The sequence below is a fragment of the Mucilaginibacter xinganensis genome, assembly GCF_002257585.1.
GTDB classification, from domain to species: domain Bacteria; phylum Bacteroidota; class Bacteroidia; order Sphingobacteriales; family Sphingobacteriaceae; genus Mucilaginibacter; species Mucilaginibacter xinganensis.
Window position 1 is genome coordinate 713641 of the sequence record NZ_CP022743.1, and the last position, 23300, is coordinate 736940.

General features: G+C 45.2%; 17 protein-coding genes. 6 read left to right on the top strand and 11 right to left on the bottom strand.

What is annotated here, in order from left to right:
* Positions 1 to 74 precede the first annotated feature (74 nt).
* Both MuYL_RS03185 and MuYL_RS03190 read left to right on the top strand, forming a co-directional pair.
* On the top strand, positions 75 to 2237 hold the full coding sequence (locus MuYL_RS03185; protein ID WP_094569150.1) for a xanthine dehydrogenase family protein molybdopterin-binding subunit: 2163 nt from the start codon (positions 75 to 77) through the stop codon (positions 2235 to 2237).
* A 134-nt stretch (positions 2238 to 2371) separates the two neighbouring features.
* Positions 2372 to 4495, top strand: a complete 2124-nt coding sequence (locus MuYL_RS03190) for a xanthine dehydrogenase family protein molybdopterin-binding subunit (protein WP_094569151.1) — start codon at positions 2372 to 2374, stop codon at positions 4493 to 4495.
* A gap of 64 nt (positions 4496 to 4559) precedes the next feature.
* Here MuYL_RS03190 and MuYL_RS03195 read toward each other — a convergent pair whose 3' ends face one another.
* The 11 genes from MuYL_RS03195 to MuYL_RS03245 form a co-directional block, all read right to left on the bottom strand.
* Positions 4560 to 5729 (bottom strand): hypothetical protein, encoded by a 1170-nt coding sequence (locus MuYL_RS03195; protein ID WP_094569152.1) that lies wholly within the window; start codon positions 5727 to 5729, stop codon positions 4560 to 4562.
* The gene (locus MuYL_RS03200) at positions 5726 to 6709 is read right to left on the bottom strand and encodes a DUF2157 domain-containing protein (RefSeq protein WP_094569153.1); all 984 of its coding nucleotides are present in this window, start codon (positions 6707 to 6709) and stop codon (positions 5726 to 5728) included. Before MuYL_RS03200 ends, MuYL_RS03195 begins: the two co-directional genes overlap by 4 nt.
* An 84-nt stretch (positions 6710 to 6793) precedes the next feature.
* Positions 6794 to 7075: a hypothetical protein gene (locus tag MuYL_RS23415; RefSeq protein WP_094569154.1), complete on the bottom strand. Its 282-nt coding sequence runs from the start codon at positions 7073 to 7075 to the stop codon at positions 6794 to 6796.
* 157 nt (positions 7076 to 7232) lie between these two features.
* Positions 7233 to 8315 carry an SGNH/GDSL hydrolase family protein gene (locus MuYL_RS03210; protein WP_094569155.1) on the bottom strand — a complete coding sequence of 361 codons (1083 nt, stop codon included), beginning with the start codon at positions 8313 to 8315 and terminating at the stop codon, positions 7233 to 7235.
* 84 nt (positions 8316 to 8399) lie between these two features.
* Positions 8400 to 9425: a DUF6515 family protein gene (locus MuYL_RS03215; RefSeq protein ID WP_094569156.1), complete on the bottom strand. Its 1026-nt coding sequence runs from the start codon at positions 9423 to 9425 to the stop codon at positions 8400 to 8402.
* 269 nt (positions 9426 to 9694) lie between these two features.
* The gene (locus MuYL_RS03220; RefSeq protein ID WP_094569157.1) at positions 9695 to 10264 is read right to left on the bottom strand and encodes a hypothetical protein; all 570 of its coding nucleotides are present in this window, start codon (positions 10262 to 10264) and stop codon (positions 9695 to 9697) included.
* Between the two features lie 72 nt (positions 10265 to 10336).
* Positions 10337 to 10963 (bottom strand): thiamine phosphate synthase, encoded by a 627-nt coding sequence (locus MuYL_RS03225; RefSeq protein WP_094569158.1) that lies wholly within the window; start codon positions 10961 to 10963, stop codon positions 10337 to 10339.
* 112 nt (positions 10964 to 11075) lie between these two features.
* Positions 11076 to 12785: an alkaline phosphatase PafA gene (gene pafA, locus MuYL_RS03230; RefSeq protein ID WP_094569159.1), complete on the bottom strand. Its 1710-nt coding sequence runs from the start codon at positions 12783 to 12785 to the stop codon at positions 11076 to 11078.
* Between the two features lie 81 nt (positions 12786 to 12866).
* Positions 12867 to 13985: an acyl-CoA dehydrogenase family protein gene (locus tag MuYL_RS03235; protein WP_094569160.1), complete on the bottom strand. Its 1119-nt coding sequence runs from the start codon at positions 13983 to 13985 to the stop codon at positions 12867 to 12869.
* A complete protein-coding gene (pnuC, locus tag MuYL_RS03240) occupies positions 13986 to 14621 on the bottom strand; it encodes a nicotinamide riboside transporter PnuC (RefSeq protein ID WP_094569161.1) in 636 nt (211 codons plus the stop codon).
* 96 nt (positions 14622 to 14717) lie between these two features.
* Positions 14718 to 17111, bottom strand: a complete 2394-nt coding sequence (locus MuYL_RS03245; protein ID WP_245845756.1) for a TonB-dependent receptor — start codon at positions 17109 to 17111, stop codon at positions 14718 to 14720.
* A gap of 460 nt (positions 17112 to 17571) precedes the next feature.
* On the opposite strand from MuYL_RS03245, the gene aspS reads away from it, so the two are divergent.
* From aspS to MuYL_RS03265, 4 genes are all read left to right on the top strand, one after another.
* Complete coding sequence (aspS, locus tag MuYL_RS03250) at positions 17572 to 19317, top strand: aspartate--tRNA ligase (RefSeq protein WP_094569162.1); 1746 nt, start codon at positions 17572 to 17574, stop codon at positions 19315 to 19317.
* Between the two features lie 111 nt (positions 19318 to 19428).
* Complete coding sequence (locus MuYL_RS03255) at positions 19429 to 20736, top strand: amidohydrolase (protein ID WP_094569163.1); 1308 nt, start codon at positions 19429 to 19431, stop codon at positions 20734 to 20736.
* Between the two features lie 247 nt (positions 20737 to 20983).
* On the top strand, positions 20984 to 22057 hold the full coding sequence (gene prfA / locus MuYL_RS03260; protein ID WP_094569164.1) for a peptide chain release factor 1: 1074 nt from the start codon (positions 20984 to 20986) through the stop codon (positions 22055 to 22057).
* A 211-nt stretch (positions 22058 to 22268) separates the two neighbouring features.
* Positions 22269 to 23216, top strand: a complete 948-nt coding sequence (locus MuYL_RS03265) for an FAD:protein FMN transferase (RefSeq protein ID WP_094569165.1) — start codon at positions 22269 to 22271, stop codon at positions 23214 to 23216.
* Positions 23217 to 23300: the final 84 nt, after the last annotated feature.

Consider the following 23300-nt stretch of genomic DNA (forward strand, 5'->3'; position numbering starts at 1 on the left):
AGCTGCCGCAAGGGTTGGGAAGGTAATTCAGCCTGGCCCCTACAGGCCCAATTAACCATTGAACAAATGAACTAATGAAGGATCAAATAAATAAACCATCCTCTTCTGCCGGAATGAGCCGGATTGATGGCCGGCTAAAAGTTACCGGTGCCGCAAGGTATTCTGCAGAGTTTACGCCCGCCGGAATGGTTTATGGCGTATTGGTGGGAAGTACCATAACAAAGGGTACTATAAGAGCTATAGATACCAAAACTGCCGAACGGGCACCGGGTGTTTTAAAGGTGATCACTTACTTAAATTCGCCAAAAATAGCCGGGTACCAGGTTGAGGCCGGAAAGCCCGAGCCTGCTAAGGGAACCTATAAATTATTTTATAACAACAAGATTCTGTTTAACGGGCAGCCCATAGCTGTTGTTGTTGCCGATACCTTTGAGCGTGCTTTATTCGCTGCATCGTTAGTTAAGGCGCAATATAGTGCTGATGGGCACCATACCAATTTAATAGACAACACTGCTAAAGCTTTTGCTGCCGAAGGTGACGGCACCACCAAACGCGGAACGGAAGACGCCTGGAAAACGGCTCCTGTAAAATTGGAGCAGGAATACGTTATCCCTTCTGAAGTGCACAGCCCGATGGAGTTGCATGCCATTATAGCCAAATGGGACGCAGAGGACAAGTTAACCGTGTGGACAAAAACCCAGGGCGTACAGGATACCCGCGATGGTATTGCCACCATATTTAAACTCCCTAAAGAAAATATCCAGGTAAATTCAAAATTTGTGGGTGGTGCATTTGGCAGCGCGCTGCAGGTTTGGCCACACGAAGTTGCCGCAATTTTAGCAGCAAAGGTGGTTAAGCGCCCCGTAAAGTTGTTGCTGGCAAGGGCGGATATGTTTACTTCGGTGGGTTATCGTCCATATACCTGGCAAAAAATAGGCATCGGGGCTACAAAAGATGGCAAGCTGGTAGGCATTACTCACCATGCTATTGGGCAAACATCAACTTATGAGGATTTTAACGAGGGGCCGATAGGGGTTAGCCGCACTACCTACGCCTGCCCCAACGTAAATACCAATTATAAAATAGCTGCGCTTGACATTGGTTCGCCAACATGGATGCGTGGCCCCGGTGAGGCAACGGGCGCTTTTGCGCTGGAGTCGGCACTGGATGAGCTGTCGTACCAGCTGGAAATGGACCCGGTTGAGCTTCGTCTGAAGAACTATGCTGAAACAGAACCGGAAAGCGGCAAACCATACTCCAGTAAATATTTAAACGAGGCCTATAAATTAGGTGCAGAAGGGATTGGCTGGAACAACCGCAAGTCAAAACCTGCATCCGCCATAAAAGATGGCTGGCTGGTGGGCTATGGAATGGGTGGCGGGATGTTTGGCGCTTATCGCGATAAAGCGGCTGCCCGTGCAATTGTTACCGATAACGGCATCCTTACCCTGCAAACTGCAGTTAGCGATATTGGCCCCGGTACAGGTACCGCCATGGTAGCTATAGCCGCAGAGGTAATGGGCATCCCGGCAGAGCGGATCAGGTTTGAAATGGGCGACTCCTCCCTGCCGCAGGCACCCAGCCAGGGTGGTTCGGCAACTACAGCTACGGTTGGCTCGGCTGTTTTCCAGGCTTGTACCGACCTGAAAGAAAGCTTTCAAAAATTAATAGGCAACGGCGGAACGGATCATCCTGATTACGCCGCAGTATTAAAAAAACATAACCTGCCAAAACTTGAGGCAACAGCAGCTTCAAGCGGTGGAACAGAACGTGATAAATATGCCATGTATTCCTGGTCCGTTCATTACATAAAAGTGCTGGTACACCCTTCAACAGGGGTGGTTAAAATTGATAAAGCGGTTTGTGTAGCTGATTCGGGCCATATTGTGAGCCCTAAAACCGCACGCAGCCAGATAGTAGGCGGCGCCATAGGCGGCATAGGCATGGCATTGATGGAAGAAATGGTGATAGATGACCGCTATGGAAAAATAGTGAACAGCAACTTTGCCGATTACCACGTTCCGGTTAACGCGGATATCCCGCAGATTGAAGCAATTTTTGTGAACAAACCCGATCCCTATATTAACCCTATGGGTGCAAAAGGAATGGGTGAGATTGCGTTGATAGGAATGGCGGCGGCAGTGGCAAACGCGGTGTATAACGCCACAGGCAAGCGGGTAAGGGAACTGCCTATTACCCCCGATAAGCTGATAGGAATGGATCTGGAGCTGAGTTAGCTAAGGTGATGGCGGTTGCTGTTATGCCTGTAACGACTGTAAAGGGGTGTAACAACTATTACAGGTTTTACAGTACTTAACCTGCCGGCAATATTAAAAGTTTAATTGTTCTACCCCTTATAGTTAATATAGGTATGGAAAATCAAATAGTAAGCAATACTGAAGGATTAAGCCGTGTTGATGGCCGTTTAAAGGTAACCGGCAAAGCCAAATATTCTGCAGAGTATAGTGTCAAAGGGCTGATTTATGGTGTGCTGGTAGGCAGTACCGTTACCAAAGGCAGCCTTAAAACCATCGATACAAAAAAGGCAGAGGGCGCCCCGGGCGTACTTTCTGTGCTTACCTATTTAAATGCACCCAAAGTTCCGGGTTATCAAACAGATACGCCGCCGCCAAAGGGGCCTTTAAAGATCTTTTATAACGATCAGATCTATTTTAACGGGCAGCCCATTGCGCTGGTGATTGCCGATACCTTTGAGCGGGCCTTATTTGCTGCATCGCTGGTAAGCGCAACCTATAACACTGATGTGCACCAAACTGACCTGAAGGCAAATATTGCCAATGGTTTTGCGCCAGGCAAGGGAAAAGATTATGTAAAAGGGCAGGAAGATGCCTGGAAATCGGCCCCTGTAAAGGTTGAGCAGGAATACATTATCCCTACCGAAGTACACAACCCAATGGAACTGCATGCCATTATAGCCCGCTGGGATGCCGACGATAAAATAACCGTTTGGGATAAAACGCAGGGGGTAAAATCAACCCAGCGAACCATAGCACAGGCTTTTAAACTAGCCCCCGAAAATGTGCAGGTTAACTCGCCGTTTGTTGGTGGTGCATTTGGTGCTGCCTTACGCACCTGGCCGCATGAAATTGCTGCGGTATTAGCCTCAAAAGCAGTCGGCAAACCCGTTAAACTGGTGCTGAGCCGTGCCGACATGTTTACCGCAGTTGGTTACCGCCCCCATACCTGGCAAAAGGTTGGTATTGGCGCAACCGCCGATGGCAAGTTTACAGGTATCACCCATGAGGCCGCCGGGCAAACATCCACCTATGAAGATTTTACCGAAGGCGTAGTGAATATCAGCCAGCTGATGTATGCCTGCCCCAATGTAAATACAAAATACAGGATCGTATCGCTCAATGTAAATGTGCCTACCCCTATGCGCGGTCCCGGTGAAGCTACCGGCGCCTTTGCGCTGGAGTGTGCCGTTGATGAGCTTTCGTACGCGCTAAACATAGACCCGATAGAGCTGCGCAATAAAAACCATGCAGATACCGATCCTTTGAGCGGTAAGCCTTATTCGAGCAAGTTTTTAAGTGAGGCCTATAAAATTGGTGCCGAAAAGATTGGCTGGAGCAACCGGAAGCAACAGCCCGGCTCGTTAACCGAAAAGGGATGGCTTACCGGGTATGGTATGGCAGCCGGCATGTTTGGTGCTTATCGCAGTTCGGCGACGGTAACCGCCAGGATGATGGCCGATGGTACCCTGGTATTGCAAACGGCAGTAACAGATATTGGCCCCGGTACCGGTACTGCAATGACATCGGTTGCTGCTGATGCAATGGGCATCCCCGCCAGTAAGATCAGGGTTGACCTCGGCGATTCGTCCCTGCCGCCATCGCCAACACAGGGCGGTTCGCAGGTAACGTCAACGGTGGGTTCGGCGGTACACGATGCCTGCCTGGAGCTGAAAGAGAAATTTAAAACCCTTGCCGGCACCGGTGACGCTACCAATTACACACAAATTTTAAAACAGCAAAATCTGGAAAAGCTGGAGGTAACCACTGCATCAAAGGCTAACGCGGATATGAGCAAATATGCTTCGTACTCGTGGTCCGTCCATTTTATGAAGGTACTGGTACATCCCGCTACCGGTGTGGTAAAAATTGACAAGGCCATTTCTGTTGCCGATGCAGGTACCATTATCAGCGCTAAAACAGCCCGCAGCCAAATGATTGGCGGCACCATTATGGGTACAGGTATGGCCCTGATGGAAGAAGCCATTATAGATCATAGATACGGCCGCCTGGTAAATAATAACTTTGTCGACTACCACGTACCGGTACAAGCCGATATTCCGCAGGTTGAGGCCTACTTTGTAAATAAACCCGATCCGGTGATAAACCCCATAGGTGCAAAAGGAATGGGCGAGATAGCAACAATAGGAGTAGCCGCAGCTATAGCCAATGCCGTTTACAATGCCACCGGTAAACGGGTACGGGATTTGCCTATTACTCCGGATAAGTTGCTGGCGTAGGTTGGAGTTGTTGTAACGGTTGTAGAAGTTGAAACAGGTGGTGTTTTACGCTTAGACGCGCTGGTTAAAATGCTCCGCTCGATCCGCCTCCGCCAAAATCACCTCCGCCAAATTTTACATTGTCATTTGCAGGGGCTGCCGGGGCATGGGAGAAAGTTTCAGCCACAATAAGCGATTCAATTTTTAGCTGATCTGCCAGCATTACTTCATCCGGTTCGGCATAGGTAAAGCCGTGTTTGGGCGTTTTTAGATATTTTATTACTGCATACACCAGGGCGATCAGAATTACCCCGGCAAGGGTCAGCATTACATCAGTTGGCAGTATGTGGTAGTAGGTGCGGAAGGTTATAGCCGCTGCCGTAACCATAATGAGGCCCATCCGCAGCAGGATCACACTTTTGTTTTTAATGCCAAATGCTATGCAAATGAGCGGCATTCCCATTGTCCAGATCCAGAAAACTATTCCAAAAGCAACGGGCCCTGCCTGGTGCATCATTTCGGCGCTTAGTGTTTGTATTACATAATAATTACCGGAAGCATACAGGGCCGCCGGGCCTACCACCTGTAAAATAACCAGGCTGTTAGCGTAATTGATGCACGCTATATGTGTATCGTATTTGCGGGCCAGCCAATATACTGTGGCAGCGGCCAGCATCATCATAAATGGTGCGGTTGATAAGCCAGCCGGTACTATTTTTATCCATACAAAAAACAAAAATGCGAAAAATGAAATGCAGCAAACTGCAGTGACAAGCATGTCGGCAAAGCGGATGGTTAATCCAAGGGTTAGTAAAAAAATAAGTCCGGATAGTGGCAGGTAGTGTGTGCCATAGTTGTTATCCGACAGCATTATTCCGAACCCAATGGAAAATAAACAGCCGGATATAAATAAAAGCGCATCATCAACGCCCGACCGGTAATGATTTTGACCATTAACCATAAGCTCCAACCCACCATAGCTCAGCAAGCCCAGGAAAAAGAACCAGCCAAAGCTTGTAATTATGTTCCCGCTGGCTGCCATCAGGCTTAACAAGCCATCGCCAAATGACATAATAACGCAGGTAAGTATGAACAAGCCAATGCGTACAAATATGTTTGGCGAATAAAAGCCCACCGGGTATTTTTGTGTGATGGCATCAAACTCAGCCTTGCTGATGTTGCCTTGCTGCAGATTTTTTTTAACCTCATCCCGTAAACGCAGGTTAGCCAGCCATGTTTTATTGTATGCTATCATGCCGCTTTGAGTTTTTTATTTAGGTTGATCAGTACAAAGATGAGCCCGACACCCGATCCTATAAAGTAAAGCAGCGCCAGGTAAACGCCGCCCACATCGCCCACGCTTAAAAATAGCCGTACTACCAGGCTGCTCAAGGCAATATAGCTGTATAAAACCACCAGCAGCATAAAATAAAACGATTTGTTTTTAAAAGCATCAGTATACGTTGGAAACGACAATAATACAATGCCCAGTATCCAGGCCGCAGCCAATATGGAACTGTAATAATGAAAATACCCGGCCAGTAAGGCAATATAAGCCACATGAATACCATAATGCTGGTAACTAAATTTAAAGTGCTTTTTGAACTTAAACTGCCGGCTGGCGTAGGCTGCTGCAATTAATACAATGCCTAATACCAGGTAGGTGTATATTATGGTTTCGCTGTCAAAATCACTGTTGAGCAGCAGTTGTTGGGGGGGTACCGATACCCCCATCCAAACGGCCAGGTTGGCCATCGCCATGCTAAGGATACCGATATGATCAAAATAATAGGCTATAAAAAACAGCGCTAGCATGGGGATAAAGGTAGCCATGCCGTAATTGGTGCCAAATACTTTGTACTCAAATTGCAGGTAGCCCACAAAGATCAGCATACTGGCGCTGGCTAAAAGCAGGATGTAGTCGAAAAAAGAATTGGGTGCACTTACCTTTTCTTTGCTAAAAGGCAGCTTGTTTTTAAAACAGTAGTAAAAGCAGCCCAGGCAAATGGCCGCTATCAGCATCAGCACAAACTGGTGCCCTATGGTATCAATATTTTCATATATCAGTAAGCCCAGGCCTGCCGTAAGCATTAAAACCCCGGCATAAAGCAAAGTCCTTATTTCCCAATGAATAGAAAACAATAGCGGTTTTTGTTCCTTCAGCCTGATCTTTTGAAGCGACTCATCACTAATCAGGCCTTCGGCATGCAGGTTGTTATAAAGGTTATCGGCCATAGGTTTACAGGTTGATTAACTCAAGTATAGTAAACATTATCGGTATTTACAGTGCCTTTAACCCTTCCAACCTTTATAGGCGTGTTAAAATTTTAGATTTTCCTTTAACCAAACCTGTACTTCTTCCTGTTTGGTAAGTTCTGGCGGCAGTTTATCGTGGATGAGTTTCTCCATTTTGTTGCCGGTATTGGCAAAGCGGTAATCCCAAAATATCATCAGCTTATTAATCAGGTAAACCATTTCGTTGCCTTCTTCTTTATTAAAAAGGGTATCGTCAGGTTTGCCGTTCACGCGCGGATCATTCTGTACGTAAGTAGTCCATTTATAATCGGAATAATGTAAGTTTCTTCTTGAGAACAAGATCATGAGCTGTGATTTTTATAAAGATACTTATAATAAATTGTAAAGGTTGTGTTAAGTTGCAAGCGGCGTTTGGTAATAAGGGTATCACCGGCATTAAAGGCCGTCAGAAGTGAAACTTTCTGTATAACAACAGTTTTATAAAAAGCATTGATGCGTTAACTTACCAGCCTTTTACCTGTTTTATGTGAGCGGTAAGCTCATCGGCAATAAGTTGATGTTCAGCAAGGTCGGGGTGGCCGCCGCAGCCGTTATGGTATTGTTTGGAAAAGAAATACTGATGAATTTTTTTATCGCCATTGGCGTTCAAATACCCGGTGATGCCGGTGAGATACCGTTTTAGTACTGAGGTCAGTGTGCTGTCGCCCATAGGGCTGGTTAAGCAAATGATCTCTGCTTTGGGGTAATGCATCCGTAAGGATTTAACGAACTTAATATAAGTTTCGCAAAATAAGGTGGAGTCCTGCTTGGGGCCGTCATTTTGGCCTATACAAATGGTAACCACATCGGGCTGGTAATTTTTAAAGTTCCAGCTGATGGAATCTGCCGCCAGCAAAACCTTATCATAGATCTGCGGTAAAACCACTTTCATGTTACAGCAGCTGTGCAGCAGGCCAACGCCTGCCAGCGCGCTTAGCTGCCAGTCGGCATTTAAATTGCGTGCTGTGCGTGCGCCATAGCTCATGTAAGCATTGTGCTGGTCGTACCACTGGCCCTTATCGCAGGCAATTACCGATAGGTCCATACCAGTGCCGCTGGTAATAGAATCGCCAAAGTATTCAATTTTGCGCGTGGGCTGCGGAGGCAGCGACAAAAGCTGTTGGCACCTGAAGCCAATAAAATCAATATAGCCAATGTTTGATTCGGTGTCTTTGCAGATCAGGATAGTATGCGCCGTGTTGGTAAGTCCGTCGGGTACTTTTATGATATTTGTTTTGCCGGTAGTTTGGATGCGGTAGGGCTTGTTATCATCAATAACAATCTCCAGGTAATTAAGGTTGTGGCCGCCTGAGTTCTCATCATTTAAAATAATTTCACATTGCGGGCCTTTGAATTTGGCTTTGATATAAATACCTGGCGCCCAGATACGTGGCTTTTGCGGGTTCGAAAAATCAATCCTGCCCACGTACCTGATCTTGCTGTTATCAGCCCCGAAAAACTTTAGCCCTGCTTTTTTAGGCGATGAAAATGCAAACGAAAAATTAGCAAGCAATATCAACAAAAAACAGGCTCGGCCTTTTATCATGGTTTAAAGGTAATAATGAAATAGCGAATCAACAAAAAAGGCGACCCGCATTAACAGGTCGCCTTTTGATAATTTTATAATACTTTAGTTTTGATCAGGCTGTTGCTCTTCTGATGGTAAACCTACTACTTTATAGGTTTTATTGCCATTAGCATCTGCCTGTTCCTGGTAGTAAACACCATCCGGAGAAACGTACAGCTTTTCGCCATTAACTTTAATCTTCCTGCAATCAGGAGGCAACTGGCCAACTATGTCGCCCATTTGCGGGCCCTGGTATTGGTCGTCCTGTACATCAGTGGTGTTAAGCTGCCCATCTTTGCCGGCAACCTGGTAAACAACGGTACCATCGTCTTTGGTTACAGGCTGGTAATAAACACCGTTCAGCTCATAATATTGCTGGCCATTGATTACAATTGATTGCGCTTTTTCAGGTAATTCTTTTACTTCGGCGCCAACCGGTGGTTCAACTACCGTGTACTGGCTGTTATCATACTGATAGAACAAGCCATCGCTGTAATAGTATTGAAAATCGCCATAGTAAAACGGATAGTAGCCGTATGGTAATACCCCAATAGAAAAGCCGATCCGTGGTGAATAATATGAATTATAATACCCGTGAGAATAATGATAATAATTATGATTACCCCAGTAACCGCCGCGGCCATAGCCAACTTGTGGAGAGTTACGGTAAACACCGGTAGCAGGCCTGTGGCTTAAATCATAGGTACGCGGAGCATAGCCGTAATTACCCCTGGTTGAAGGGCGCGGGCTAAATCCGTAATTGTTGCGTTGAGACACGCCTACCCTTGGCTGGTAAACCCCGTTAGGGCGCTGCGCAAAATTAGGACGTGCGCCACTTTGCTGTTGCCCGCCTGACGGCCTTGCTGAAACGCCAACACTGTTACTTTGGCGCGGTGCGCTGTATGATGGTGCAGGGCTGCTGCTTACTGATGGCCTTGATGGAGCCGGAGACGAAGAGCCTCCGCCACCACCTCCTCCGCCACCACCGCTGGTTGACGGCCTGTGCTGGGCACTTACAGAAGTAGCTAAAAACGAGCCCAGTAATACAGCAAGGCTGGTTTTAAATAAATTTTTATATGCAGTTTTCATGATGAAATTTAATTATTTGCGAATTATGTAAATCGGTTTTCAGTTGGAGTATAAGTTATAGACTAAAAATCTGATTAACGGTTTAATCCGGATTAAATTATTTTTTGTAATAATAGTCAAAAAACGAGCCGGGTTTTAATTGAAGCAGGATTATTACAAACAGCTTTGAACCAGGTAAGTTAATATTGGCAATCTATTGTAAATATACGTAATCTGAAGCATAAATGATACACTCTAAGTAACAGGTACATGTAATATTTAGGAATCATTTACAATTCTTCTGCAATAAATAAAAACGGGTTACCAAAATGCAGGCTAAAAATGCCATCGCCGGTGGTTCTGTACAGATCATCGCCCTGTTTTTCCAGCCCCGTTACCTCAAGCTTTTTTGCCGGGGTTAGCACTTCAATAGTTTCATTAGCCGGTGTCCACTTGTTGAACCCGCTATGCACCGGGTATATTTTTTTACCTCCGTTAAATAGTACAATGTTTATTTGGGGTACGTAAAGCGTATAATCCGCCAGGTTAAATTCATCGGTTACAATGTTTACCGCAGGGAAGCCATTATCGGCAAGGTATTTTAACGCGACATTAACTAGGCTACCGCCCCCAAAGGGCATCAGTTTTACGTCAGATTGAAAAGGCGGGGTGTTTTCGTTGGTAATGATCCAGTCAATTTTTATCCCCGTTGCGTTCAGCTTTTCGGCCGTTTGCGGGGTAGTGATCACCGTGGGGCTCCATTCCAGCAATTGTCCAAGTAATTCATCGTCGAAATTATCCAGCCCGAGCGCTAATAAAGCCGGTTCCTGTTTTTCGCGAACGATGTGGTGTGATGACATATTTTGGTTGGCTAAGCTGACTTGAATAAACCGGGTTTAAAAAGTTAAATTAACGCAATCAACAGCGGCCTGTCAATATATTTTTTGATAGAATTTTTTCAAAGCGCTGCCCGCGTCAAATGCCAGGTTAACCGCCGCCGAAACCGCTATGCCATATACCCCCGTTTTTATAAGCGCGTCAACGTCCTGCATTTGAATGCCGCCGACAGCTATTACCGGGATTGTTATTTCGGGATGTTTTTCAAGCTGGCGATAGCCTTCAAAACCAAGCAGCGGGTAATTGTTGGGTTTAGTGCTGGTAACCGCAAATGGGCCATAGCCGCAATAGTCGACCACACCGGTATTTTGCAACGCCATTAACTGCCTTAAATTGGTTGCCGATGCCCCCAGGGTTTTGTCATTGCCTATCGTTTTACGGATAGCTTTAAAATCGGCATTCAGATCCTCAATATGAACGCCCTGTGCATCAACCTTATCAAGCAGGTGGTAATGGTTGGTAAGGATTAAGGTGGTGCCCCAATCATCGCATAGCCCCGCTATTTCATTTATTTCTTCAATCAGTTCATCATCAGGCCTGGTTAAACAGCGATACTGGATCCAGTTTGCACCGGCTTCGCAGGCAATGGTGGCCTGTTCCAAATGGCTCCTCGTGCGCAAATCCTGTGTCAGGTAATGAAATTTGGAGATGTATTTTTTCATGTTGCGGGTTCCAATTTAGTAAAGACCGAAAGATACTTTTTATTATCATATCAAACGTAAGGTTCATCAGGCTATAGCCTTCAATCTTTCAGTCTTCCTAGCTTTGCTGACTTTACTGGCCCCCTTTCAATACTTCACTAATAGGTTGCCCTATGCTGCCGTTAGGAGCCTGTATGTGTAATAATGCAGCAACGGTAGCTGCAATATCAGTCATGTGTGTTTCGCGGATAAGGCTGCCATGCTTAACGCCCCAGCCCATAAACACCAGCGGGATGTGGTTATCATAAGGGTTCCAGGTGCCATGCGTAGTGCCGGTAGGGCCGCTATCGCCCGATCCATGACCGGTAAAATAAGCAGGTTTTAAAATTATCTGCACTTCGCCGCTATGCTCCGCGTTGTAACCATTTATAATTCGGGTGCGCAATGCATCCGGGATATCTGCCGCTTGTATTTTTTTCATATCCACAGCAAATGCAACTGCTGGGTCTTTTTCAAGAAAGTTGATGCAATCCTGTTTTAACACGCTCTCATCCAGGTGCAGGTATCTTATATCCCTGTAATTTAAATTAACCTGGTAATTGGTAAGGCTCAATACCAGTTTTTCGGCCTTGTATTTATCCTGTAAATACTGATTCAGGTTTTTCAAAACCACTGCATCATCCCAAACATCGGCCGGGATGCCATGGTCCTTTAAAAATGCGGTGTTATGTGCTGCGCCATGGTCGGCAGTCAAAAAAACAGTATAATTCCCTTTTCCAACTTTAGCATCAAGGTAAGTAAAGAATGTGGCAAAATCGCGGTCTAACCGCAGGTAGGTATCTTCAGTTTCAATAGCATTTACACCAAATTGGTGCCCAATGTAATCGGTTGATGAGAAGCTCACAGCTAAAAAATCTGTTACATCATGCTGCCCCAATTGCTCCCCGTTAATCGCAGCAACGGCAAGGTCAAGTGTTAATGTATTGCCATAAGGGGTTGAACGGATGAGCCCTAAATTATTTTTATACATGGCCGATGTTTTTACCGGAAGCGTAGGGGCGTTCATTCCTTTAAATTTACCTTCATAGCTATTGCTGTCGGGCGAGCTTTGCAGGTAGGTGTTTAACGGGTAAAGAGCGGTCCAGTCCTGTTTTAAATAGGTTTCCGGCATTTTCTGATCGTTAAACTCTTTTACCCACTGCGGCAGGTCTTTCATGTAATAGGTGCTGGTGATCCAGTTGCCGGTTTTATCGTCAAACCAATAGGCTGCATTGGCCGTATGGCCCGCCGGAAGGATGCCTCCGCGATCTTTTAAAGCAATTCCGATAACTTTCGAGCGGAAGTTTGTTGCCAGTTTCAGTTCATCAGTAACCGTAGTCACCAGTAAATTACGCGGCGACATTTTACCCGCAGTTGAAGTACTGCCAACAGTTTGCACCGTAGTATCTTCGGTGCAGTACATTGATTTTCCGGTAGCCTGGATAATAAAATCATTACCGGCAATACCATGGATAGCAGGCACCGACCCAGTGTAAATACAGGTGTGGCCGGGGGCGGTAAAAGTAGGGATATAATCTATTTGTGTGTTTTCGCAGGTAAAGCCTTCGTTTAACAGGCGCTTGAAGCCGTTGTTTGAATAGCGGCTGTAATAACGGTACAGGTAATCCCAGCGCATTTGGTCAACTACAATACCTACAACCAATTTGGGGCGCGGAAGTTCGGCTGAGGTTGTAACAACAGCGGCAGGGGTTGTGCCAATAACTGTTTTATTCTTTTTTGTTTGTGCCGATACTGAAACGGTAAAAAGAGCAAATATTAATAGGGGTAGATGTTTGATCTTCATCTTTAAATAATTGTTAAGTAGCGCAAATATCAGCAATGCAATTAAATTTCAATGTGATATTTGCGTTACGGGAAGTTAAATTTAAGATTGGCTGAAACCAAAAGTGATCAAAGCATGCTGGCTGGCGGTATGCAGATCGCGCCAGGCACGGTTAATTTCTGAACCAGCCGCAGCAGCGGCTAAACCACATAAGGGATAGAGTTGATCAATGCCTTCGCGGCTAAAGTGCGCCAGCTTGCGGCTAACCATACTCACCTGGTCCAATAGTTCCTGCGGGATGCTTCCCACGGATTGAACGGCCTCCCACGACTGCGTGGCGGTTTCAAAAAAATCCACGCGTAACACGTCGAGCTCGTTTTTTATCCGGTTCAGCTCAGTTATTAGAAAGGTTCTTTGCCCGTTGGTTATCCGGGGCTGCCTTATTTTTTCATGAAAGATGTCTTCGCATAGGTCTATAAAATGGATAGCCATGCCTGATAAATTAACGGCAATAGTAGCTTCTGCCAGCTGCAAAAACGGATATAGATATAAAGGGGCCTTAACAACAGCGGCTTTAGAGTCAATTTTAAATTGCCTGTTAGGCATAACGTCCAGGTCTTTAACTTCAAAAGCATCGCTGCCGGTTGCTACCATGCCCATATATTTCCAGGCTGGTAAAATATGAACGTCCTTTTTATCAAATATAAAGGGTAATATCAGCGGTTCGCCATCATCAGCTAATACGGTTTCGCCATTTTTTGTAATGCGGCAGTTAGCGGTAATATGGGTAGCATGGTGTGCACCGCTGGCATATTTCCAGGTGCCGTTTATCTTATAGCCGTTTTCGTTTATCTCGGCAGTGCCGCAAACAGCACCGCTGCCCGCAAGGCAAACCGTAATGTCGGAAAAGATGCCTGTAGAAAGTTCAGGATCAATAAAACCACCAAACCAGCCTGCGCCGTTGCATAAGGTAACTACCCAGCCGGTGCTGCCATCGGCCCAGCTCACGGCCTCCTGCAATTGCAGCAACTGTAGTAAAGTTACCTGTTTGCCGCTGTAAACTTCTGGCACCAGTAGCTTAAACCATTGTTGCTTATAAATTACCTGTAACTGTTCAGGGTGAAGCATTCCCAGTTGTTCAGCCGCGGGTGCATTGTTGCGGATTGTATTTACAGCCTCCACTTCAATAAAAGCAGAAGGGTGCGAAATTGTATTTTCCATTTAGGAGATGATTAAAGAGTTTTCAGCCGTCTTTTCTTTTCTCAGGATGGCGAGCCATTCAAAAAATCCGAAAAAGGCCACGATGAATAAGAACAGGGTAAGCGCCGCAAACATGATGAGGTTTTTATAAAATAACAGGGGCATTGCAAACAGGTTGGAGACATTGAGCAAGATCCAGTTTTCGAGCTTGCGCTTTGCCAGCAGCCACATCCCGGCCCATGCCGTTGATGACACCAATGCATCCCACACCGGAACATTTGATGTGGTAAAATTTTTAAGGATCATGTAAAGCACCGGCCATCCAACAAATACAATCAACAGTGTAATTAACCACTCCCGGCGGGTTGCCCATGTTATTTTTACAGTAGGTTCATTGCGTTTTTTTAGCCAGTAATACCAGCCATAAACACTCATCACCAGGTAATAAATATTCAATGCCGATTCGCCGTACAGCCCGGCCGTAAGCAATACATAAATGCCGATGAAAGTTCCGGCTATACCCGTGGGATAAAGCCAGATGTTGTTCACTTTAGCCAGTAATACCTCGGCTACGCCCAGCAGCACAGCCAGCCACTCCCAAAGTGTAGTTTGGTGAATCTGGTCGAGGAATAGTTGGATCCAATGATGCAAGTTCATTATTTGGTATTTTTAATCTTTAAAAAACGATAATATCATATTAGTAAGTTCTATTTCCCTCCCGTCGCTGCGCGGGAGGAGGGGAAAACCCTTATTCTAAAACTTCAAATTCAGCGATGCTAAAAAATTAACCGGTGCCTGCGGGAAAAAGTAATTGTAGTTAGCCACTTTCCCGCTTTCAATATCCGGATAGGTAGCTCCGTCAGACACATATTTCTTGCTGAATACATTATTAACCAGTAAACCCACGCCTACGTTTTTAATGCCTTTAATACCGAAGTTGTAATTCAGGCGCAAATCATTCACGAAATACCCGTCGATAGAGCGGCTTTCTGTCGATGTATTATCAAGGTATTGCCTGCTTACATATTTGCTTATAAAAGCTATTTCACCATTTTTTATAGGGTGATAGCTAATGGTGCTTGAACCGGTAAAGTTGGGCGAATAAGCGATGTCAGATTTCTTGTATGCCGTTGCATCCAGTGTGCCAGTATCATAGTTCTGCAGATACTGTGTAAAGTTTTTTACCTTGTTGGTGCTTAATGTAGCGTTTACATACCAGTTTAGTGGCTGTGCAACTTTAATCCTTGCGCTGGCCTCAATCCCCGCGCGGTAGCTGTCTTTTATGTTAGTGCGGATAGCTTCGCCAACATCATCAAGCGAGCCTGTTAGTACCAGCTGGTTTTTGTACAGCATGTAAAAGCCGTTAATGCTGCCGCTAAAAGTGCTTTCATTTATGCGATACCCGGCCTCAAAATCGGTTAAATGTTCAGCTTTCGGACGGCTCTGCGGCGATGAGTTTACAAAGTCGTTGCGGTTTGGCTCATGATTGCCTACCGCTACAGATGCATATACATTGCTGTTTGAATTGAGCTGGTAAGTGATGCCCGCTTTGGGATTAAAAAAATTAAGCCCAACCTGCTGCTGTACATTATTAAGATTTTGATCGAATCCTAAAAACGAATAGGAAATATGCCGGTATTGCAGATCGCCATAAAACAGCACATTGCCTGCGCGATATTCGGCTCTGCTAAAAATATTGAAATCCGTTTTTTTAGCATTGTTGCGCGAATATTCGTAATCGGGCGAGGTGTTGGTGCTTTGCTGCGTCCATTCAATGTTGTTGTAGTGATCGCCTTTATATTCGTTATATGCGCCGCCAAGTATTACATCAAGTGCCTTATTTGGCTTATAAGTTAAATTATAAGTGGCACCATAAAAGTAGTTACTTAGCCAAAGCCGTCTCACCAGGTCTGTATTGGCCAGGGTATCTTTACCAATTATTACAGGCTTTAAACCGTAGTCGGCAACTGCTGCATTGTTTTTATATTCCTCATAATAGCCATAACCGCGTGTAAGGTGCAATGCGCCGCTAAAGGATAACTTATCACTAAGCTGCTGGTTGTAAAGCAGCTGATAATAATTTTGGGTATAGTTATCGGTCTGGTTTTTATAGAATGAATTGCTGGAGTTAATGTAGCCCAGCTCGTTGTATCTCCGGTTGCCAAATTTAAGGCTGTCTTCAGGCACACCATCCCAAGCCTGGTAGGTTTTTTCGTAACCCGAAAATACATTTAGCCGAAGCACACTTTTTTTGCCATAATAAGCACCGCTCAAAAAGAACGACTTAAGATCAGCCGATGCGCGGTCAATATAACCGTCAGATACCATCCGCGATAAACGGCCGTCGAAACTAAAGTGATTCCCAACCAAACCGGTTCCGAAACCTACGGTATTCTTCAGTGTGCCGTATGATCCTGCCGAATTATTCAGTTCGGCATAAGCGGTATCACGGCGTGTAGTGGTTTGTATATTAATGCTGGCACCAAATGCACCGGCGCCATTGGTTGACGTACCTACCCCGCGCTGTACCTGTATATTATCAACCGATGAAGCGAGGTCGGGCAGATCGACAAAATAAACGCCCTGGTCTTCCGCATCATTCAGCGGGATGCCGTTAAGGGTCACATTGGTGCGGGTGGCGTCAGAACCACGGATGCGGATGCTGGTATAGCCAACGCCCGCACCGGCATTTGAAGTAACCACCGTTGAAGGTGTTTGCTCCAGCAAATACTCAAACCCGCGACCCGAATTGTTTTTTTCTATCTCTTTTTTATTGAGATTGGTAAAAGCGGTAGGAGATTTTTCAGTCGCCCGGGTAGCGTTCACGGTTACCTCTTCAGTAAAAAGCGTGGCCCGGGTTAACGAAAAGTTGTTTACCGCACTGGCATTTATCAAAACGTTTTTTGAAGCGCTTTGGTAGCCAATAAAAGAAACTTTTAACGTGTAGCTGCCGGCCTTAAGGTTCTCAATCCGGTAATTGCCTGCTGCATCTGATACGGCGTTGGCCGCAACATTTGTAAGGGCGACAGTAGCGCCGGGCAGTGCTTCGCCGGTTTGCTGATCAGTGATTTTTCCGCTAATGGAAAGTTGGGCCGCTGCCAGGACAGGCAGCAGTAGGGCAATAAATGCCGCAAATAAATTTTTCAAAATGATGATAAAATAAAATTAGTTAAACCATCTCCGTATCAGGGCGACTACGCAGTACACTTAACTTGTTACCTCTCCCTACGCCGGCATTACCCGGATCAGGTGTATGTGGAAGTTATTGGTCTCACGACTTTTAACTCCTCACAACGGGTTTGATCTCAGCCTGTCTTTCAGTTTGGTAAAATACACTGCAGCATATTTCGCGACCAAAGCAAGGCACCCCTTGAGAATTATGTGGCAAATATATGTTTTGATTTCGAATTTCGGATGTTCGGTTTAGGAATTGTTGTCTGAATATGATTTTTAGGATTAAAGGATTCCCATGATGCCTTTCTGCTGTTTCAGTCCTTCAATCCAAGAATCAAGTAAATCATCGTTCAGGCAATTCAGCGCCTTTCACCTTTATCCTTTCACCTTTCACCTCAAAACAGTACTTTTGCAGACTTTTTAAAACACAATCATGTTAAGAACACATACTTGCGGCGAATTAAATATCAGTCACTTAGGTGAAACGGTAACTTTATGCGGTTGGGTCCAAAAATCACGCGACCTTGGCGGAACAACATTTATTGATGTTCGCGACCGTTATGGATTAACCCAATTGGTTTTTAATACCGATAGTGATGATTCTTTGCGCGAATTAAGCAGGAGCCTTGGTCGTGAGTTTGTGATCCGGGTTACTGGCAAGGTGCTTGAGCGTACCAGCAAAAACGCAAAAATGGCCACCGGCGATATTGAAATCGGCGTAACTGAGATAGAGATCCTGAACCCGGCTAAAATTCCGCCTTTCATGATTGAGGATGAAACCGACGGTGGCGAAGAGCTGCGTGCAAAATACCGCTACCTGGATCTGCGCCGTAACCCAATTCGCAATAACCTGATGCTGCGCCATAAAATGGCACAGGAAGTTCGGAAATATTTGGATGGACGTGATTTTATCGAGGTGGAAACCCCTGTATTGATCAAATCAACCCCTGAAGGTGCGCGTGACTTTGTGGTGCCAAGCCGCATGAACCCGGGTGAGTTTTACGCTTTACCACAATCGCCCCAAACATTTAAGCAATTACTGATGGTAAGCGGTTTTGACCGTTATTTCCAGATCGTAAAATGTTTCAGGGATGAGGATTTACGTGCTGATCGTCAGCCTGAGTTTACACAGATCGACTGCGAAATGGCTTTCATTACCCAGGAAGATATCTTAAACATATTTGAAGGCTTAACCCATCACCTGTTTAAAACAGTAAAAGGTATTAACCTGCCTGCCATCCCAAGGATGCAGTATGCTGATGCCATGCGTTTATACGGTTCTGATAAACCGGATATTCGTTTCGGGATGGAGTTTGTGGAGCTGAATGATGTGGTTAAAGGCAAAGGGTTCAGCATTTTTGATAATGCCGAATTGGTTGTGGGCATCAACGCCAAAGGTTGTGCTGATTATACCCGTAAACAAATTGATGAACTGACCGAATGGTTAAAACGCCCGCAAATTGGCGTTACCGGTATGATTTATTGCCGTTATAATACCGACGGTACTTTAAAATCATCTGTTGATAAGTTTTATAATGAAGATGAACTAACCAACTGGGCCGCTGCTTTCAGCGCTGAGCCTGGTGATTTAATATTAGTATTGGCCGGACAAACAGATAAAGTACGCAAGCAATTGAACGAGCTGCGCCTGGAAATGGGTACCCGTTTAGGTTTGCGCGATAAAAATACTTTTGCTGCCCTTTGGGTGCTCGACTTTCCTTTATTGGAGTGGGACGAAGAAAGTGGCCGTTACCATGCCATGCACCACCCTTTCACATCGCCGAAACCGGAAGATATTGCCATGCTGGATACTGCACCGGGCGATGTTAGGGCAAATGCTTATGATTTGGTAATTAACGGTACCGAAATAGGTGGCGGTTCAATCAGGATCCATGACCGGGCGCTACAATCGTTAATGTTTAAGCATTTAGGCTTTTCACCGGAAGAAGCACAAAAACAATTCGGCTTTTTGATGGATGCCTTTGAATACGGTGCACCTCCGCATGGTGGTATTGCATTCGGATTCGACAGGCTCTGCTCAATTTTTGCCGGATTGGATTCTATCCGTGATGTGATTGCGTTCCCTAAAAATAACTCAGGACGCGACGTGATGATAGATACCCCATCAACCATTGCCGACGCGCAGATGAATGAGTTGAAGATAAAGACGGTATTATAGACCGGGATTAATGGATTATAGCGATTTTCTTGATTTGTAAAAATCAAGGTTCAAAAAAGGATGGTTTTTAAATAAGCCATCCTTTTTTTATATTAGGGGAAAATCAGCCCTATGAAAAAATTATACTTGTTTATCCTTCTCGTTGCCTCAATACCCGCATTTGCGCAAACAAAATCAGTTAAGGAAGATGTCAGCAAAAAAGCCGATGCCCTTCAAGACCAGATTATTGCCTGGCGCCGCGATTTTCACGAACACCCTGAATTGGGTAATCACGAGGTTCGCACCTCGGGCATTATAGCCAAATACCTGCAGTCGCTTGGGCTTGAGGTTAAAACGGGAGTGGCAACCACGGGCGTTGTGGCCATATTACGCGGCGGAAAACCGGGACCTGTGGTGGCGCTGCGGGCCGATATGGATGCACTGCCAGTGACCGAGCGTACGCCAGTGCCTTTCGCATCAAAAGTAAAAACCATGTATAACGGGCAGGAAGTTGGCGTAATGCACGCCTGCGGGCACGATTCGCATATGTCTATCCTGATGGCAACTGCGCAGATCTTAACTTCAATGAAAAAAGACCTGCATGGAACGGTTAAATTTATTTTTCAGCCTGCCGAAGAAGGATTGCCAGCCGGCGAAAAAGGGGGCGCCGAAGAAATGGTGAGGCAAGGTGTAATGGAAAACCCGCATGTGGATGCGGTATTTGGTTTGCACATCCAGTCGTACCAGCCTGCAGGTACGATATCTTACCGCCCCGGCGGGGATATGGCAGCGGTAAACCCAATGAAGATTGTAGTAACCGGCAAACAGGCACACGGTGCTTATCCCTGGTCGAGCGTTGACCCTATTGTAACATCGGCGCAGATCATCAATGCCCTTCAAACCATTGTTAGCCGCAATTTGCAAGTAACGCGTAATGGCGCGGTAGTAACTATTGGCGCTATTAATGGAGGTAACCGGTCAAATATCATCCCGGAAACTGTCACTATGCTGGGAACCATCCGCACTTTAAATGATGATGATGAAAAGATGGTTATTGAAAGGGTTAGAACAATAGCCACTAAAACTGCTGAGGCTATGGGTGCCACTGCCGAAGTAACCATTCCTTACGAACACCATTACCCCATAACTTATAATGACCCTGCCCTGGTAGCACAAATGCTGCCCACTTTGCAGGCGACTGCCGGAAAAGAGAATATTGTGCTTCGTAACGCGGAAACAGGTGCCGAGGATTTTAGTTTTTATGAGCAAAAGGCCCCTGGAATTTTTATTCACCTGGGAGGATTGCCAAGAGGCGGCGATCCTGTAAAAGCACCCGCACACCATACGCCCGACTTTTTTATTGACGAAAGCGGCTTTACCCTGGGTGTAAAAGCCTTGTGTAACTTAACGCTTGATTACATGACGGCGCGTAGTAAATAAAGCGTAATCAATAATCATATTAGCTAAATCAAAGCCTAACGGGCAAAAAACGAAGCTAAAACTCCGTATTCTTTGTTTACACGGCGATGAACTAATATTGCCCAAAATTGCGTACTTTTGTGGGCTTTTTAAACTAAGTTTTATGAGGTTAATAAAGGAGCCGTGGATGAAGATCAGCGGCTTGCTAGAACCAATTATAGTAAAGAACAGCAAATTACCGCAGTCAATAAAATAAGCGGTCAAAATTATGTTAGAGAAATTAGAAGCGATATTTCAACGCTGGAAAGATGTAGAAGCAGAACTGAGCAGCCCTGATGCCATGGCTGATATGAAGCGTTTTGCCCAGCTGAATAAAGAGTATAAAGATCTTGCCAAGATTGTTGATCAATACAACATCTATCGCAATATCATGAGTAATATTGACAGCAACAAAGAGATTTTAGCCACCGAAAAGGACGAAGAATTCCGCGAGATGGCTAAAATGGAACTTGATGAGTTGCTGACTAAACAGGACGAAATGGAAGAAGCCATTCGCCTGATGCTGATCCCTAAAGACCCTGAAGATTCAAAAAATGCGATCGTTGAGATCCGTGGCGGTACCGGTGGCGACGAAGCCGCTCTATTTGCCGGTGACCTTTACCGTATGTATATGCGCTATTGCGAAAAGCGTGGCTGGAAAACTGAACTGGTTGATTACACCGAGGGAACTTCTGGCGGGTATAAAGAAATTGTATTTAATGTTAATGCCGAAGACGCTTACGGTAATTTAAAATACGAGTCGGGCGTTCACCGCGTGCAACGTGTGCCCGATACGGAAACACAGGGCCGCGTGCATACTTCAGCAGCAACCGTTGTGGTACTGCCCGAAGTAGATGAGTTTGATATTGATTTGCAGGTAAGCGACATCCGTAAGGATCTGTTCTGCGCATCAGGACCGGGCGGGCAATCAGTAAATACCACTTACTCTGCCGTTAGGTTAACGCATATTCCAAGCGGTATTGTAGCACAGTGCCAGGATCAGAAATCGCAATTAAAAAACTACGATAAAGCCTTACAGGTGTTGCGCTCACGTGTTTACGAAATGGAGCTTCAAAAGCACCTGGAGATCACTTCCAAAAAACGTAAAACAATGGTATCAACCGGCGACCGTTCTGCAAAAGTGCGTACCTACAACTATCCGCAGGGCCGCTTAACCGAGCACCGCATAGGCTTAACCATATACAACCTGGTTGGCGTAATGAACGGCGATTTACAGGACATTATGGAAGCCCTGCAATTTGCAGAGAATGCCGAGAAACTTAAAGAAGGAACAATTGCTTAAATAGGCTCCGTCTTTAAATTATAACCGAATTGTAAAAAGGCCGCGTAAAGCGGCTTTTGCATTTATGAAAAATACGTTTTCATCTTATTTTCATAAAGCCCCGCTACTTTAGCATTTAAACATTAGCAAAATTCTGCACTATCTGCTTTAAATTAAGCAGTTAAAACCGGGTTTAGCTATGAATTTTTAAATGCTTTTAAATTGTAAGCGTATGTTGGCAATAAAAACATTATCTCATAATAATAACTCAATCGTTTTCAGGCGTTCCGTACGTTTAATGGGTAACCAGTTTGAAATCAGTGTGGTTGGCGATAATCCGTCGTGGGCCGAAAATCGGTTTAATGATGCGATAGCCGAAATTATGCGGGTTGAAAAGCTGTTAAGCGCTTTTGGCGACGATAGCTGTATTAATGAGATAAACCGCAATGCCGGGGTTAAGCCGGTAAAAGCAAACGCGGAAATTTTCAGGCTGATTGACCGCTCGCTGCAAATCTCGGCGCTTACCCACGGCGCTTTCGACATTACTTATTATGCCGCTGACAGAGAAGAAGCAAAATCAGATGCAGGTCAAATTAACGCGGGTGTTAAAACCTCAGTTAATAAAGTGAACTACAAGAGTGTTGAACTAAATGCAACGGCTCAAACTGTTTTTTTACAAGAAACCGGGATGCGGTTGAGCTTTGCATCGAACAGCAAGGGCTACGCTGCCGACAGGGCTAAATACATTTTGCAGTTACACGGTGTTAGCAGCGGCGTTATTAATGCCGGTGGCGATTTACTTACCTGGGGAAACCAGCCTGACAACGAGCCCTGGACGATAGCAACAGCTGATCCTTCACAGGAAACACAACCTTTTGCAAATGTAACTATCAGCAATATGGCTGTGGCGACATCGGTAAATGCCGAAAAGTATGCAGTTGTAATCAACAAAAAGCTTTCAAATACTTTCAATGCTAAAAAGGGTTTCCCTGTTAGTAAAATAAAAAGCGTAAGCATTTTAAGTACCACAGCCGAACTGGCCGATGCAATGGCTACACCTGTTTTGGCAATTGGCATTAATGCCGGTTTATATCTTATCAATCAACTAAACCAAATGGCTGCCGTGATTATTGATGACCTTAACCGTGTTTATACTTCAAAAAATATAACCATCAATTGATTTTTTATTCTTTAATTTAATTTGAATAAATAAAAGCTTAATTTAGCTCGTGCAGGTGTACATTTAACACCTTTAATACTATTG

Coding starts and splice junctions, on each gene's coding strand:
- MuYL_RS03255 (WP_094569163.1), top strand. CDS start 19,429: ATGAAAAAATTATACTTGTTTATCCTTCTCGTTGCCTCAATACCCGCA.
- pnuC (WP_094569161.1), bottom strand. CDS start 14,621: ATGAACTTGCATCATTGGATCCAACTATTCCTCGACCAGATTCACCAA.
- pafA (WP_094569159.1), bottom strand. CDS start 12,785: ATGAAGATCAAACATCTACCCCTATTAATATTTGCTCTTTTTACCGTT.
- MuYL_RS03225 (WP_094569158.1), bottom strand. CDS start 10,963: ATGAAAAAATACATCTCCAAATTTCATTACCTGACACAGGATTTGCGC.
- MuYL_RS23415 (WP_094569154.1), bottom strand. CDS start 7,075: ATGATCTTGTTCTCAAGAAGAAACTTACATTATTCCGATTATAAATGG.
- MuYL_RS03220 (WP_094569157.1), bottom strand. CDS start 10,264: ATGTCATCACACCACATCGTTCGCGAAAAACAGGAACCGGCTTTATTA.
- MuYL_RS03185 (WP_094569150.1), top strand. CDS start 75: ATGAAGGATCAAATAAATAAACCATCCTCTTCTGCCGGAATGAGCCGG.
- MuYL_RS03215 (WP_094569156.1), bottom strand. CDS start 9,425: ATGAAAACTGCATATAAAAATTTATTTAAAACCAGCCTTGCTGTATTA.
- prfA (WP_094569164.1), top strand. CDS start 20,984: ATGTTAGAGAAATTAGAAGCGATATTTCAACGCTGGAAAGATGTAGAA.
- MuYL_RS03200 (WP_094569153.1), bottom strand. CDS start 6,709: ATGGCCGATAACCTTTATAACAACCTGCATGCCGAAGGCCTGATTAGT.
- MuYL_RS03210 (WP_094569155.1), bottom strand. CDS start 8,315: ATGATAAAAGGCCGAGCCTGTTTTTTGTTGATATTGCTTGCTAATTTT.
- aspS (WP_094569162.1), top strand. CDS start 17,572: ATGTTAAGAACACATACTTGCGGCGAATTAAATATCAGTCACTTAGGT.
- MuYL_RS03190 (WP_094569151.1), top strand. CDS start 2,372: ATGGAAAATCAAATAGTAAGCAATACTGAAGGATTAAGCCGTGTTGAT.
- MuYL_RS03195 (WP_094569152.1), bottom strand. CDS start 5,729: ATGATAGCATACAATAAAACATGGCTGGCTAACCTGCGTTTACGGGAT.
- MuYL_RS03265 (WP_094569165.1), top strand. CDS start 22,269: ATGTTGGCAATAAAAACATTATCTCATAATAATAACTCAATCGTTTTC.
- MuYL_RS03235 (WP_094569160.1), bottom strand. CDS start 13,985: ATGGAAAATACAATTTCGCACCCTTCTGCTTTTATTGAAGTGGAGGCT.